A 14,536-nucleotide genomic window follows, 5' to 3' on the forward strand; every position below is an offset into this window, starting at 1 on the left:
CGCCAGCTCGCAGAGCGTTCCGAGGCGTTGTTTTCGCACGCAGCCGAGCATGCTCGGCTTTTGTCGGCGCCGGAGGCGTCATGCTGGGGCTCGCCGCCGCATACACTGCGCTCGCGCTCGAACCGACAGTGAGCTGCCCCGCGCCGGCTATTGGAGATGGGAGCGGCTGTCACGACAAAGTGATCGAGACGACGCGAGGAAACGCCGATGCCGACTCGAACATTCTGCAGCTCCTGGTGAGCTGGCAGGCCTGCTTCACGAAAGAAGACGTGACGGATCGGAATGTCCAGGCGATCATCGAGGCGTGTGATCGCGCCGCGACCTCATCCAACTTGAGCCGCAAGGAGAGAGAAAGGCTCACCTATCGGCGCGCGAAAATCCTTCAGACGGCGAGCAAGGCGCAAGCTCCGGCGGCAGGAAAAGTCGGCCCGGAGGCACAATGAGCGTTCCTTTATCGAGAGCGCTCGCCAACCGCGCCGGAGGGGGCGAGCATACTCGCTCGATACGAGGAGCGATGTTGCACGGATGAGGACCGATGTTGAGCGTCGACGATCTTTTCAAAGGCCGCCATTTCGATCGCGAGATCATCATTCTATGCGTGCGTTGGTATCTGCGCTATAAGCTCAGTTTTCGGGATCTCGTGGAGATGATAGCCGAACGTGGAGTGTCGCTCGCTCATACGACGATCATGCGCTGGGTCCAACGATATGTTCCAGAATTTCGAAAGGCGGTGGAACGGCTTCGCTCGCCCAGTCGGCCGAGCGTGGATGAAACCTATGTCAAGATCAAGGGCCGCTGGACCTATCTCTGCCGCGCCGTCGACAAGGCAGGAAAGACTGTCGATTTTCTTCTGCGCGCCAAGCGAGACGTCGCCGCGGCCAAAGCGTTTTTCCGTCGGGGCATTCGCGAACCGAGGTCGCGCGCCACGCAAAATCACGTTCGACGGCTATCAGGCCTCGTATAGAGCGGCGCGTGAAGTCCTCGGAGAGCATCGAGGCGGCGCTCGAACCAAAATACGATCGTCGAAATATTTGAACAATCTCATTGAACAGGATCATCGAGCGATCAAGCTCCGCTTGGGGCGATGCTCGGGCTCGAGCGATTTCGGCGCGCGTCGGTCACTATCGCCGGGATAGAGCTCATGCATCGGATCAGGAAAGGTCAATTCGCACTGAGCAAATTTAGAACCGCTGGACGAACAGCGCCTGATATTTGGAGACGGTGCTCGTCGCCGACGAAATTCCGAACCAGATCGAGCGGCCATTCCTAACATTTGTACCGCAACCCTACAGCCAACTTGGCGGCGGCTTGTCATCAAACGGAGACATTTATCGCATGTAAATGGGGCGATCTAGGCGGAAGGCGGCGCGGAAATGGGCCGAGTGCGCCTCGTTGCGGTCACAAAATGCCGTATTGGGTCGACTGTAAGCTCGCTCGCTAGTGGGCGTCGGGATTACGTCCGTTGGCGGATGTCTTGCTCTTTCGTCGCGTGGGACTGGGGTAGCTGGCATGTCGGATCAGGGTTCGCCGACTCCCGAGCGCGGGCAGGGGGCGGCTTGGTTCGCTGTCGCCCAGCCGCTCGAGGTGAGATGGCTGGTCGGCGTAACATTGATGGTGCCGGCGCTGCTCGCCGTGGGTGTCTACTTGCTGCGCCAAACGCCGTCGTCGATCTATTCGAGGACGCAGGATTCTGTAATCGACGTCCGCTTGCTTCCTCCGCGCGAGCACGTCGACCGCCCGCAGGAGCCGGCTCCGCCGAGGAACGGGACGGCGTCCGCTATGCTGTCCGAGCGCTCCGTCGAACGATCCGAGCCGACCATTGTCGCCCCGGACACGAGGCCAACGCCACGGGAACGGACCGTCGACACAACGTCTGTCGCAGAGGCCCCCGCTGCATCCTCGACCCGAATGCTCACTTCGGATAATCGAGCGGCGATCGCCTTCCAAAAGGCGTTGCTGGCCCATATCGCCCGGTTTCGGCGGTATCCAGAAGAGGCTCGGCGAGCGGGACAGCAGGGAACGGTGCAAGTGCTCTTCGCCATGCGGCGGGACGGCGCCGTCACCGATGTGCAGATTCGGACCAGCTCTGGCCAGAGCGCTCTCGATGCGGCGGCAGCCGAAACGATCCGGCGGGCGCAGCCGCTGCCGAGAATCCCCCGCGAACTGCCCGACCGGCTGACGATTCTCGCGCCGATCGCTTTTGATATGCTCTGACGCGCGGACCATTCATCGCAGGAATGCGAGCGCAGATTGGAACGCGATGCGGCAGCGTCGTTGCGGATCGTAGAGTTGAGAGTCATGCGCATCGATTTGTCGGTCAAACGGGTTTCTGCGACCGGGCCGAGGGCTTCCGTGGGCGAGGCCGATCGCATTCGCGCCGCGCGGGCGTCGTTCCTGCCACCGTTTTTCGTAATGGCGTGGGTCGCCGCTTTCGCCTATGCGGCGTCGGCCCAGGACGAGGGCGCACGGGAGGAGTCGGCCCGCTTCTTCGACATTCCCGCACAGTCGCTCGCGAGCGCGCTGGAGGCCTATGGCCAGGCGGCCGGCGTGCAAGTGCTCTTCGAGAGCCGCTCTGCGGCGGGGCGCCGATCTGCGCCGCTGCATGGAAGCTTCACGGCGGACGCCGCGCTCGAGCGCCTTCTGGCGGGAACCGACATCAAAGCTCGCTATGTCGGACCCAATGCGATCACGCTCGAGCGGCTTGCGGCCCTCTCTGATCTGCCGCCTGCTCATCCTCTCGCATCTGCTGATATGTCTCTCGATCCGCTGCAAGTTGAGGCGTCTAGGGACGGCGAACAAGAACAGGCGCTCTTGCGAGATTATAGTGACGCCGTCCGCAGCGACATCGAGAGGGCTCTACGCAAAAATGCGCGGACGCGCTCGGGAAACTATCGTATCGGCGTCAAGCTCTGGGTGGACGATGCGCGCAGGGTCGAACGCGCTCAACTGTTCCAGTCGACCGGCGACAGCGAGCGGGACGCTGCGGTGAGCGCCTCTCTGCAAGGGCTTCTCATCAGCCGGGATGCGCCGACGCATCTGCCGCTGCCCGTTCGCGTCCTGGTCGTCGTCAAATCGCTCAAATAGACGCAGCTGTTCGTCATAACCGTCGAGATCGTGTCACCGCAGCGACGGAACCGAGTTCGCATAAAGGATATTCGACGACGCCTCGAGCGGGGCTGTCATAAATTCGTCGTTCAACACCGTTAGTGACTGCACGCTCTCGAGGTCTCGAGGGCCGGCGTCGTTGGGGCCCGAGTTCCGTGATACAGACCAATCGTGCGCGTTTGTGCAGTCAGCTCGTCGAAAGCTACGACGAATTGCTGAGACGACTCACGAGGCGATTGGGCTCGGCGGATTTCGCCTACGAAACGCTTCACGAGACATTCCTGCGATTGGACCGGGTGGGCGAGGCGGCGGACGTTCGAAGCCCGAAGGATTATATTTTTCGCACGGCCGTCAATATCGCCAAGGATCACAAGAAAGCCGGGCGTAATCGCGTGAGCGCTGCTGCGGTGGACGCGATCCTCGACATTTGCGATGAAGCGCCGGGACCGGCTCAGATCGCCGAAGCGCGTTCAGAGATCGAAGCTTTCACGCGCGCGATGGCCGAGCTGTCGCCGCGCCGCCGTGAAGTGCTGAGGAAAATCGCCGTCGAGGGTCGGACAGCGCAAGAGGTCGCAATCAGTCTGGATGTCACCACCCGAACGGTCGAGGCTGATCTCCGATATGCTTTGACGCATTGCGCGGAACGTCTGAGTCGCACGCGTGTGGTCCGTCTGGGGGGGCCACGGCCGAAGTCATAATGACGCGGATGCGCCGTGACGATGCGCTCTAAGAGATCGGCGCGCTATGCGCCGTCCAAAAGCTCTCCCGCAAAATCGTCTCACTTTGGTCTTCGTCGCGCTTCGGGATAGGCGCGAGCCAGTCGTCTGATGTTCAGGAGCACCGGACGCTTTTGCGAGCGTCCGAGCGGAGCTTCGACGACAGGAGCGGCCGTTGTCTCGTTTGCAGCGGCTTCGGTCTAGGTGATGACCCGATCGGACGGCTCCGCGCAGGACCGAAAGATGCGATGCGAGAAGATTGCTCCAAACCCATAGAATCGCATAAAGATACGCGACGCTCTCGCCTTCTGACGGAGGATTCTGGCGTGGCTGGCGCCGATGACGAGCCTCGATCCGTGATTGAGCCGGCCGATACGTGCGAGCCTCGCGCCCTGCTGGACGACGCCCTCGGCTGGATCGCGCGACTGAAAGCCGGCGAGCCCTCCGCCGTGGATCTCGAAGAACTGCAGCATTGGCGCGCGCAGAGCCCTCTTCACGAAGAGGCGTTTCGGGAGGCCGTGCGCGTCTGGCGTCTCGTCGGCACGGCCGGCCGCGAGCTAGCCGAAGAAGCGAGCCAGAAGAATGCATCGCCGCCGCAAATAATGTCGCAGAGCAGGGCGTTGTCGCGTCGCGTGTTTGTCGGAGGCGCGATCGCCGCCTCGGTTGCCGGAGTCGCTGTCTTGCACCCGCCGCTCGATCTGTGGCCCTCACTCCAAGAACTCTCAGCCGACTACCGGACAGGCAAAGGCGAGCGGCGAATGGTGGCCCTCGCTCCCGATGTTTCGCTGGAGATGAACACCCAGACGAGCATCGCGGTTAAACCGACGCAGTCCGCGTTGCAGATCGAGCTGGTTTCCGGACAGACGGCGGTCTCCGTCGACCTGCCGCAGACCCGGCCGCTCGTCGTCCTTGCGGCCGGGAGCAAGATCACGGCGAGTCGAGCGCGCTTTGACGCGCGCTGCATCAACGGCGTTGTCTCGGTGAGCTGCCTCGAGGGCTCGGTAAGCGTCGCGCAGGGCGAATTCACGTTGCGCTTCGGCAAGGACGAGCAAGTGTCTTACGGCGCCGACGGCGTCATGCGATCCTCGCGCGTCGACCCGCGCCGAGTGACTGCTTGGCGGGAGGGGTTGCTGCTCTTTCACGACACGCCGCTCGTCGAGGTCATAGAAGAGGTCAATCGCTACCGTCCGGGCAAGATCATCATCGCCAACGCCGATTTGAGCCGACGCATCGTCGACGGCGTTTTTCGCGTCGATCGGCTCGAGGTTCTCGTGGAGCAGGTTCAGCGCCTGTTCGGAGCCCGCGCGCTGGCGCTTCCGGGTGGCGTCGTCCTTCTCGGTTGACCGGCCGCCGCACCACGGCGCGCAAATAAGATCCTCTCGAAATTCTCGCCGATCCGATTCCGCGAGGTGAGGGCTCCGTATTTTTTCGCAATTTGATTTTCGGGTCCGGGCTAACCGAATCGTCTTTCCAACGAGGGAGCGCGTTTGATCATCGCATCGGGCAGCGATCGACTGCCAGGTGCGCGCTTCCTGCGTTCGTGAGGAACCGAATGGTCATGTCCAGTAGTGGGTCGCGCAGTCGTGCATATCTGCAGTTTCGAAGCGATGTAGGTCGTGACTTTGTCGTGGTTCTGGTGATGTGCGGCGGTTTGTCGGCGTCAACGTCCGCTTGGTGCATCGGAAAAGCGCGGAGCGCGGTGGCCGAAGGCGCCGCCGAGGCGACGTCCCCGGGAAAAGCGGTCGCGGAAACGACAGCGCCCAAGTCGCCCGCCTCCGCGAAAGCCGCGTCGGAGAGTTCCGCGTCGTCGGCGCGTTTCGATATAGATGATTTCGTCGTCGACGGAGCCGATCGACTGACGCAGCTCGAGGTCGAGGAGGCGATCTATCCATTCGTCGGCCCGGGTCGCACTGCCGCCGATGTCGAAAAAGCGCGCGCGGCCCTCGAAAAAGCCTATCACGACAAAGGCTTTCAGACGGTCGCCGTATCCGTTCCGCAACAAAATGCGCAAGGCGGGGTCATTATCCTCAAGGTCGCCGAGCTCAAAATCGGCCGCTTGCGCGTGAAGAGCGCGCGCTTTTTCGATGTCGACCAGATCAAGGCCAAGGCGGCCTCTCTGAAGGAAGGCACCGTGCCGAATTTCAGCGAGGTGACGAAAGACATCGTCGCGCTCAACCAATGGCCCGACCGGCGCGTGACGCCCGCGTTACGCGCCGGTGTCGCGCCAGGCACGGTCGATGTCGATCTCGAAGTCGAAGACAAGCTTCCGCTCCATGCGAATATGGAGTTCAACAATCGTCGCTCGCCCAACACGACGCCTCAGCGCATCATCGGGACTGTGCGCTACGATAATCTTTGGCAACTCGGTCATTCGCTGAGCTTCACCTATCAGTCGGCGCCGCAGAAACGTTCCGACGCCGAGGTTTTCTCCGCCTCTTATCTCGCGCGCGTGCCGGACGTCGATTGGCTGGCGGTGCTCGCATATGGACTCACATCGACGAGCGACGTCGCCACTGTCGGCGGAGTGAATGTCGTCGGGCCCGGCCAGACCGTCGGATTGCGCGCTGTGATGTCGCTGCCGGCGATCGAGAATCTGTATCATTCCGTCTCGGTGGGGCTCGACTATAAGCACTACGGCGAGGTCGTCAGGATCGGAACCGAAACTTCATCCTCCTCGCCGATCACCTATTATCCCCTGGTCGCGACTTACAACGCCACCTATCAGACCGAAAGTTTCACCACGCAGCTCAATGCGTCATTCACTTTGAATATGCGGCCGGCGGGCAGCAACGAGACAGCGTTCGACAACAAACGCGCTTACGCGTCGGGAAGCTTCACCCATTTCAATCTAGACGTTTCTCATCTGCAGGAGCTGCCGGGCGGCTTCCAGGGCTATGGCCGGATCGTCGGCCAGATCGCCGATGGCCCACTGGCCTCGAGCGAGCAGATCAGCGTCGGTGGTCTCGACACGGTGAGGGGCTATCTCGAATCCGAGGTCCTCGGCGACACCGGAGCCGCCGGCACAGTGGAACTGCGCAGCCCCAACGTGGGCGAAATTCTGCAGGATGCGTTCAAACGAGAAGCCGGCGCGGATCGCCTGCCAGTGAGCCTGTTCAACGAGTGGAGGCTGTTCGGCTTCGTCGACAAGGGGGTCGTCGAAGTCATTCACCCGCTGGCCGAGCAGCAGGCGCATTTCAATTTGTGGAGCTATGGCTTCGGGGCGCGCATCAAGCTGCTCGACCATGTGAGCGGCATGTTCGTCTATTCGATGCCAATGATAAGCCAACTCTATACGCAGGCGAAGGAGCCGCGCCTGAACTTTCGTGTCTGGGGTGAATTCTGATGACGACGATGACGTTCGACATACCCATTCTATCCGAGCTGCGAGGCCGTCAATTGGCGCTCGAGTTCGCGCGCCGCCGCTTCCGCATCGCCTCGATGCTCTTCTGCGTCGCTACGATGATGACATTGTGGTCGTCCTCCGCATTCGCCTGGTGGAACGACGAGTGGCAGCTGCGCAAAAAAATCACCATCGACGTTAGCGCCTCTGGAGCCAATATCACGGATCCTATCGGCGCGACGCCGGTGCTGGTGCGACTGCACATAGGCAATTTCCGCTTTTCCGCAGCCAAAGAGGATGGCGGCGATCTGCGCTTCGTAGCCGGCGACGACAAGACGCCGCTCAAGCATCACATCGAGAAATTCGATCCCCTTCTAGGGGAGGCGTTGATATGGGTGGCCGCGCCGAATGTGCAGCCCGGCGCAAAGACGGACATATGGTTGTACTATGGCGACAAAAAAGCCGTCTCGACCGCTGATCCCAAAGGGACCTTTGATGCGGACGCCGCGCTCGTCTATCATTTCGCGGAACGCGGAACACCGGCGCTCGACTCGTCAGTGTGGGGCAACAATGCGTCGAGCGTCGGTCAGCCGGCCGATGGCGCGATCATCGGCGGCGGCTTGCGGCTCGACGGCCGCACGCCTCTTATTATTCCCGCGTCTCCGTCCTTGGCGCTAGCCGCTGGCGACGCTTTCACCTTTTCGGCTTGGGTCAAACCGGCGACGCTCGCGTCCGATGCGACGCTCTATAGCCGCCGCGCCGGCGCCGATGCATTGGCGATAGGCCTCGACAACGGTGCGCCTTACATCGAGGTGACGACAGCCGGCGCCGTCGCGCGCAGCGCCGTCGGAGCGCCTTGGACTGCGAATGCTTGGCGGCATCTCGCCGTTGTCGCTGGCGCGGGGCGCCTCTCGCTCTATGTCGACGGCCGCGTCTATGCGACGCTCGACGCCAGCGTTCCAGAGCTCCGAACGAGCGCTGCGATCGGCGGCGAAGCGGGCGCTCCCGGATTCGTCGGCGATATCGACGAATTGCAAATCGCCAAGAGTGCCCGTTCGGCCGGCTTCATCAAATTCGCTGCGATCGGACAGGGGCCGGATCCATCCAAGCTCATCTCCTTCAGCGTGGACGAAGAAACCGCGAGCTGGTTGTCCGGCTATATGGTGATCATCTTGAAATCGGTGACGCTCGATGGATGGATCATCATCGGCCTATTGATGATCATGGCGGCGATCAGCTGGCTCGTCATGATCGACCGCGCGACCTATTTGAACAGGCAGGCGAAGGCCAATGCGCAATTCATGAAGAGCTTTCGCGAGCTCGCGACCGATCTCACCGCGCTGGATCACAGCGACGATGAGGATGTGGCGACTTTGGGCGGCCGCATCAGCGAGCGGGACGCAGACAGCATGCGTCCATCATCGCTCTACCGAATCTATCACATCGGCGCTTCGGAGATCCGTCATCGCTTCGTCGCCTCCGGCGTGCGCAGGGGAGCGCTTTCCGGACCGTCGATCGCGGCGATCCGGGCGGCGCTCGACAGTGGGGTCGTCAAGGAGACGCAACAGCTCAATCGGATGATGGTCGTGTTGACCATCGCGATCTCTGGCGGGCCGTTCCTCGGCCTGCTCGGCACGGTCGTCGGCGTCATGATCACCTTCGCGGCGATCGCTGCGAGCGGAGATGTGAATGTCAATGCGATCGCGCCGGGTATCGCCGCGGCGCTGGTGGCGACCGTCGCCGGCCTCGGCGTCGCGATCCCCGCGCTGTTCGGATACAATTATCTCATCTCCCGCATCAAAGATCTGACGAGCGACATTCACGTTTTCGTCGACGAATTCGTGACGCGCATGGCCGAATCCTATTCCGAAGGCCGGTTCGAGGTCGTCGAGCGGCGAATTGCGGGGGAGTGACGCCAATGAAGATGCAAGACGAAGCCAAGCCCTATGACGATATCAACATCACGCCGATGCTCGATCTCGCCTATGTTCTACTAGTGATCTTCATCATCATGACGACAGCGACGGTGCAGGGCCAAAAGGTCAATCTGCCGAAGGCCTCCGCCGCTCCGAGCCTCGCCACGCAAACGACGAAAGCGATCACCATCGCCAATGATGGCAAGATTTTTCTCGACACGATTCCCGTCACCTTGCCAGAGCTCGAGCAGCGGCTCATCCAGCAGAAGGCGTTGACGCCGGAGTTTCCGATCGTGCTGCGCGGCGACGCGCAGGCGCAATATCAAAGCGTGATGGATGTTCTCGATCTCTTGTCGCGTATCGGCCTCACGCAAGTGGGGCTCGCCACCAAGCCGTTGGTGAAGTGAGCTGCCGCGCGCGAAATTCGGAGAAGGCGTCATGAATTCGTCGACTGGACAAAGTTATCGTCGGCCGGAGCGTGAAGCTTTCCAGCATCGCAATGACGCGTCTGTGAGAGGCTGGCTGCGCCGCCATAGGGCGACGATTGCGATCGGCGGCGCGGTTCTGTCGATCATCGCTATCGTCGTCCTTTCTGGACATGACGATCTTCCGGCGCCTCGCCGAATTCACGAGCTTTCGATCGTCAATATTCTTCAGCCGCCCCCTCCGCCTCCACCCCCTCCGCCGCCTGAGCAGAAGATGATCGAGCAGACGAAGGTGGACCAGCCGGAGTTCCAAGAGCCGAAGCCGGTCGACGAGCCGCAGAAGGCGCCGATCAAGGATGCGAAGAACGATCAGCCTCCTGGACCACTCTCGCTCGACGCCAAAGCGCAGGGACCCGGCGATCTGTTCAATCTCGGCGGCAAGCCCGGGGGAAATGCTTATGGCGGTTCCGGCGGCGGAAGCGGGTGGGGCTGGTATGCGTCCATGGTGCAATCCCAGCTCCGTTCCGCTCTCGAGGCGCATAAGCGGACGCGCAAAGCGACGATGCGCGGCAATATCCGCTTGTGGGCGGATCAGTCCGGTCGCGTGACCAGAGTGCAGCTCAACGGAACGACCGGCGACGCCGAGCTCGACGCGGTTCTCCGCAATGAGGTGTTCGGTAATCTCACTCTGCGCGAGCCGCCGCCCAAAGGCATGCCGATGCCGATGATTATTCGGATCACCGAGCAGCGTCCGAGTTGATCGGCGCAGATAGTTTCAATCGAAGCCACGCATCGAGGCTGAAGAGTGCTGGGGAGTTTCATGTTCGAGAGAAAGTCGGGAGCGCGTCGCAGTTCGTTGGTCTTCGTCGCGTCTCTTTGCGCATGCGCGGGCTCGGCTCCGGTTGTCGCGCAAGATGCCGCAGACGAGGGAAAGACCCCGGAGCCGAAGCCAGCCAGAGTGTCGCGAGCCAAGCCGCTATCGCCCAATGCGACGATCAATCTGGTCAATCTTCTCGTCAAGCAGGGCGTGCTGACGGAGGAGCAAGCGAAGTCGCTCGTCGAGCAGGCGGCCAATGAGGCCTATGTGCAGCGCCAAGCTGCGAAGGATGCGACCGTGAAAGCGGGCGATGCGGCGAAAGTCGCGGCCGCAGCAGCCGCCGCGTCGCCGCCGGGCGTCAAACATGTGACCTATGTGCCGGAGGTGGTGAAGCGGCAATTGCGCGAGGACATCAAGAACGAGGTCATGGCTCAGGCCGAGAAAGAAAATTGGGCCTCGCCCGGCAAATATCCGGAATGGGCGTCGCGCATCCAGTTCTATGGCGACATGCGCCTGCGATATCGCGGAATCTACTATCCCAGCGGAAACGATCAATACGACGCTGTCAATTTCAATGCGATCAACACCGGTTCGCCCTATGATGTGAGCAAGACCAACCCCTATTACTATCCGACCTATGACGTCACGCAGAATCGCGATCAATTCCGCTTCCGCGGCCGACTCGGAATGGTCGCCGATCTTCACGATGGCCTTTCGGCTAGCCTGCGCTTTGCGGGAGGCGAGAATAATTCGCCCGTGTCGCAGAACCAGACCTTCGGCGCGAGCGGCGGCAATTTCTCGACATATTCCTTATGGATCGATCGCGCTTTCTTCAAATATCAGCCGCGCGAAGAATTTTCTCTGACCGCTGGGCGAATGGATAATCCATTTTGGTCGCCGACCGATCTCGTCTGGTATCGAGACATAGGATTCGACGGCTTCGCTGCGCGGGGCAAATACGAGATCGCCGAAGGCATTACCTCTTTCGTCGCCGGCGGAGCCTTTCCGGTCTTCAACACGGATTTGAACGCGGGAATCAATTTGCCGGCCTATGACGGCGGCCCTCCGACGAAGCTGCCGAGCCACGATAAATGGCTCTTCGCGGGGCAGCTCGGCGTCTCCGCCAAGCTCAATGATGATTATGCGTTCAAGATCGCCGCCGCCTATTATGATTTCAGCAAGGTGCAGGGAGAATTGTCGAGCCCGTGCCGCGTCTATAGCGCATCAGACGGGTGTAACACGGATCTGACGCGGCCGTCTTTCGCGCAGCGCGGCAACACCTACATGCCGCTGCGCTCGATCATCAGCGACACGTCGAACAGCGGCGGGACAACCGGTCAATATCAATATTTCGGACTCGCCCAGCAGTTTCGGCCGTTCGTCGCCTCCGGAGAGATCGACTTCGGACATTTCGATCCGGTACATGTCGTTCTGAATGGCGAGTATCTGGTGAACACGGCTTTCGACGGAAAGATCAGGCCGGATATTCTCGCGAACAATCTGACCGGGGCATTCCAGATAAGCGCCAACGAGTGGTATCCCGGCAATTACGTGGGCGGGAAATATGGCTATCTCGCGAGCGCAACTGTCGGACATAGGGAAATTCGTCGTCTCTGGGATTGGAATGTCTTTGCCGGTTACAAATATCTCGGGTCGGATGCGATGGTGGACGCGTTCGTCGACGCCGACTTCGGACTCGGCGGCACGAATCTGAAGGGCTATTTCGTCGGCGGAAATCTCGGAGTCGGCAAGAATGTGTGGCTGTCGCTGCGCTGGATGAGTGCGAATAGCATCTCCGGCGTCCCTTACGCCGTCGACGTTCTGCATGTCGATCTCAACGGGAAGTTCTGATGATGCGATTTCCGACGTTTTTTGTCGCCGTGTCGCTTGCGGCGTCGATGATCACGGGCGCACGAGCGGATTCGGAAGCGGATCGGCTTCGCGAGGCTCTGCGCGGTGCGATCTCGCAACAGCGCGCGCTGGAAGATCAGCGCGCCGCGCTGCAGGCCAAGCTCGCCGAGGCGGAGAGTGAACGCGCGCGACTCAAAGACCAAGCCAGCGCGGCCAAGGCGGAAGTCAAGCAAGTCGCGAAGCAGAATCGCGAAGCAATTGAGGAGTTCAATCGACGCCTCGTAGAGCGAGACGAGACCTTAGAGAAGTGGAAGGCGGCCTATGAGGAGGCCGCCGATGTTGCGCGAGCCAAAGACGCGGAGCGCGCCAAATTCGAAGCGCAGGCCGCAGCATACAAGGCGAACGTCAAGAGCTGTAACGCGAAGAATGTCGAGCTGGTGAAGGTCGGCCGCGATTTGCTGGAGCGCTATGAGGCGGCGAATTTCGCGGATCTCGCTTTGGCGAGCGAGCCGCTCACGGGCGTGCGGCGCATCGAAATCCAAAATCTCCTGCAAGATTACAACGACAAGATCCTCGATCACAAGGTGAAGCCATGAGTCATGTGTTGTTCCGCGTTACGAGCCTTCTCCGAGTGACGTGCGCCGTCGGTCTCGCGGGGACGATCGGCTTCACCGTTGGCGCGCTGGCGGAAGCGCCCCCCGGCGGCGCCGTCGCTCCCAAGCTCAGACCTGCGCCGCAGGTGGCGAGCAAGCCGAAAGCGTCTCCGGAGGCCGTGAACGTCGACGGTAGATCGCGTGAGGACGTCGTCGCGCATGTCGGCGACAGCGACATCACCTCTGCGCAGTTGCGCGCCTATGTTGCGACGCTCGGCGCGCGCGAGCAGGCGGCGATCGCCAAAGAGCCGGCGCTGCTCAATCAGATGGTGCGTCTCATGCTCAATGAGCGTGTCGTGCTGCAGGAGGCGATCGCGAAGAAGTGGGACCAGCAGCCGCATGTCGCGGTCCAGCTCGAGCAATTGCGGGAGCGCGCGCTCGTAGAGCTCTATCTGCAGTCGGTCTCGATACCTCCGGCGAATTACCCGAGCGAGGAGGAGCTGCAGAAGACCTATGACGCAAATCGCAGCGTCTTCGTCGTTCCGCGGCAGTTTCAGCTCGGCCATATTTTCGTCTCGGCGCCGAAGGACGCCGACCGCGCGACCGAGGATAAGGCGAAGAAGGCGCTCGAAGAGATCGAGCGCAAGTTGAAGGCGGCGGGGGCCGACTTCATGGCGGTGGCGCGCGCCGGAAATGACGCCAGCGACGGGGGCGATCTCGGCTGGTTGTCGGAAGGTCAGATTCGACCTGAGATCCGCGCGCGTGTGACAGGTCTCGCCAAAGGGGCGGTTTCGGAGGCGATCCGCTTGGACGATGGTTGGCACATCGTCAAGCTGATCGATACGAAGGCGTCCTACACGCGTTCGCTCGCCGAAGCGCGCGAGCAGCTCGCGCAACAAATGCGGACCGAGCGGGCGAATGTGTTGCGCCGCGCGTATGTCGCCGAGCTGCTGAAAAAGCGTCCGGCTGTCGTCAATGAAATCGCTTTGTCGAATCTGCTCGACAGCGTTCGCAAGTAACTTCATCTGGGAGGTCGTTCATGTCCGATATCCTCGTCACATCCTTGACGCTCGACGATCTGCGAGATCTTCTCCAGCAGGCGGGCTACCGCGTAGAAGCGGTGACCGATCCGGTCGCGAATGTCGCTTATTTGCGCTCGGCGACCAGCGGTCTCTCCTTCGATATTCGACCTGGCAATCGCTTGGTCGGCGATGAGAGCGTGCGTTTCGCCGATATGGCGTTCGTGTCCGTTCTTCAAGTGAATGGCGAGTTGCCGCGAGACCTCGTCAACGACTGGAACGTCGCGCGACGGTTTTCGCGCCTCCAGTTGAGCGGGCCGTTCCTCGCGCTCTGCATGGATATTTCCGTTGTCGGTGGCGTGACGAAAAGCCATTTGCGGGCGCATGTCGAAATCTGGGACCAGCTCGCGCAGGAGCTCATCGTCTATTTGCGTGATCGGTTGCGAGGACCGCAAGCGAATGGGACCGGTCGCGGCGTGGAGGTGGATGTGGCCGCTCCGGCGAGCGACGATCCGGCGACGGGATTCGGCACGCACACGTCACATTGACATTCTCTCGCAAGATGCATGGCACCGACATGACACATCGCGTTCACGCTCCGATATCCGGTAGACATCGCTGCGGCGCGGCCGCCCGCCGAGAGTCGAAAGCATCGGCGCTAGGGCTCGCAAGGCCACAGGCGCGATCCTCGCGGCGTGTTCTGCTAGCGGGAGCGAGCGCGATCGCTTTGTCGTTCATACTCTTGCAAGGGCTC

At 61.4% G+C, this 14,536-nt stretch carries 13 protein-coding genes and 1 pseudogene; all 14 read left to right on the forward strand.

The window, feature by feature from the left end; translation table 11 throughout:
- Nucleotides 1-80: 80 nt before the first annotated feature.
- The 14 genes and pseudogenes from EDE12_RS18245 (at nucleotide 81) to EDE12_RS18310 (ending at nucleotide 14,330) form a co-directional block, all read left to right on the forward strand.
- Complete coding sequence (locus tag EDE12_RS18245; protein WP_024881687.1) at nucleotides 81-443, forward strand: hypothetical protein; 363 nt, start codon at nucleotides 81-83, stop codon at nucleotides 441-443.
- A 92-nt stretch (nucleotides 444-535) separates the two neighbouring features.
- Nucleotides 536-1,270 (forward strand): annotated as a pseudogene (locus EDE12_RS18250) (IS6 family transposase).
- 239 nt (nucleotides 1,271-1,509) lie between these two features.
- Nucleotides 1,510-2,214 (forward strand): energy transducer TonB, encoded by a 705-nt coding sequence (locus EDE12_RS18255; protein ID WP_051592399.1) that lies wholly within the window; start codon nucleotides 1,510-1,512, stop codon nucleotides 2,212-2,214.
- Between the two features lie 138 nt (nucleotides 2,215-2,352).
- Complete coding sequence (locus EDE12_RS18260) at nucleotides 2,353-3,084, forward strand: STN domain-containing protein (protein ID WP_051592398.1); 732 nt, start codon at nucleotides 2,353-2,355, stop codon at nucleotides 3,082-3,084.
- Between the two features lie 176 nt (nucleotides 3,085-3,260).
- Nucleotides 3,261-3,803 (forward strand): RNA polymerase sigma factor, encoded by a 543-nt coding sequence (locus EDE12_RS18265; RefSeq protein WP_024881690.1) that lies wholly within the window; start codon nucleotides 3,261-3,263, stop codon nucleotides 3,801-3,803.
- Between the two features lie 374 nt (nucleotides 3,804-4,177).
- Entirely contained in the window at nucleotides 4,178-5,164 is a 987-nt protein-coding gene (locus tag EDE12_RS18270) for a FecR domain-containing protein (RefSeq protein ID WP_245267461.1), read from the forward strand.
- Nucleotides 5,165-5,460: 296 nt separating this feature from the next.
- Complete coding sequence (locus EDE12_RS18275; RefSeq protein ID WP_036290578.1) at nucleotides 5,461-7,164, forward strand: ShlB/FhaC/HecB family hemolysin secretion/activation protein; 1,704 nt, start codon at nucleotides 5,461-5,463, stop codon at nucleotides 7,162-7,164.
- A 95-nt stretch (nucleotides 7,165-7,259) separates the two neighbouring features.
- Nucleotides 7,260-9,074, forward strand: coding sequence for a MotA/TolQ/ExbB proton channel family protein (locus tag EDE12_RS18280; RefSeq protein ID WP_036290691.1), 1,815 nt, complete (start codon nucleotides 7,260-7,262; stop codon nucleotides 9,072-9,074).
- 5 nt (nucleotides 9,075-9,079) lie between these two features.
- On the forward strand, nucleotides 9,080-9,484 hold the full coding sequence (locus EDE12_RS18285; RefSeq protein ID WP_024881694.1) for a biopolymer transporter ExbD: 405 nt from the start codon (nucleotides 9,080-9,082) through the stop codon (nucleotides 9,482-9,484).
- A gap of 31 nt (nucleotides 9,485-9,515) precedes the next feature.
- Nucleotides 9,516-10,262, forward strand: coding sequence for an energy transducer TonB (locus EDE12_RS18290; protein ID WP_024881695.1), 747 nt, complete (start codon nucleotides 9,516-9,518; stop codon nucleotides 10,260-10,262).
- Nucleotides 10,263-10,460: 198 nt separating this feature from the next.
- On the forward strand, nucleotides 10,461-12,170 hold the full coding sequence (locus EDE12_RS18295; RefSeq protein WP_348625824.1) for a putative porin: 1,710 nt from the start codon (nucleotides 10,461-10,463) through the stop codon (nucleotides 12,168-12,170).
- Between the two features lie 2 nt (nucleotides 12,171-12,172).
- Nucleotides 12,173-12,766, forward strand: a complete 594-nt coding sequence (locus EDE12_RS18300) for a hypothetical protein (RefSeq protein ID WP_051592419.1) — start codon at nucleotides 12,173-12,175, stop codon at nucleotides 12,764-12,766.
- Nucleotides 12,767-12,801: 35 nt separating this feature from the next.
- Entirely contained in the window at nucleotides 12,802-13,782 is a 981-nt protein-coding gene (locus tag EDE12_RS18305) for a peptidylprolyl isomerase (RefSeq protein WP_026598271.1), read from the forward strand.
- Nucleotides 13,783-13,802: 20 nt separating this feature from the next.
- The gene (locus EDE12_RS18310) at nucleotides 13,803-14,330 is read left to right on the forward strand and encodes a YbjN domain-containing protein (RefSeq protein ID WP_024881699.1); all 528 of its coding nucleotides are present in this window, start codon (nucleotides 13,803-13,805) and stop codon (nucleotides 14,328-14,330) included.
- Nucleotides 14,331-14,536 lie beyond the last annotated feature (206 nt).

This window comes from Methylosinus sp. sav-2, from assembly GCF_004366495.1.
In the GTDB taxonomy this organism is placed as follows: Bacteria; Pseudomonadota; Alphaproteobacteria; order Rhizobiales; family Beijerinckiaceae; genus Methylosinus.

Bases quoted from the DNA above. Each gene is read 5' to 3' on its own strand.
- EDE12_RS18245 (WP_024881687.1), top strand. From the start codon at position 81: ATGCTGGGGCTCGCCGCCGCATACACTGCGCTCGCGCTCGAACCGACA.
- EDE12_RS18285 (WP_024881694.1), top strand. From the start codon at position 9,080: ATGAAGATGCAAGACGAAGCCAAGCCCTATGACGATATCAACATCACG.
- EDE12_RS18290 (WP_024881695.1), top strand. From the start codon at position 9,516: ATGAATTCGTCGACTGGACAAAGTTATCGTCGGCCGGAGCGTGAAGCT.
- EDE12_RS18310 (WP_024881699.1), top strand. From the start codon at position 13,803: ATGTCCGATATCCTCGTCACATCCTTGACGCTCGACGATCTGCGAGAT.
- EDE12_RS18275 (WP_036290578.1), top strand. From the start codon at position 5,461: ATGTGCGGCGGTTTGTCGGCGTCAACGTCCGCTTGGTGCATCGGAAAA.
- EDE12_RS18300 (WP_051592419.1), top strand. From the start codon at position 12,173: ATGCGATTTCCGACGTTTTTTGTCGCCGTGTCGCTTGCGGCGTCGATG.
- EDE12_RS18255 (WP_051592399.1), top strand. From the start codon at position 1,510: ATGTCGGATCAGGGTTCGCCGACTCCCGAGCGCGGGCAGGGGGCGGCT.
- EDE12_RS18280 (WP_036290691.1), top strand. From the start codon at position 7,260: ATGCTCTTCTGCGTCGCTACGATGATGACATTGTGGTCGTCCTCCGCA.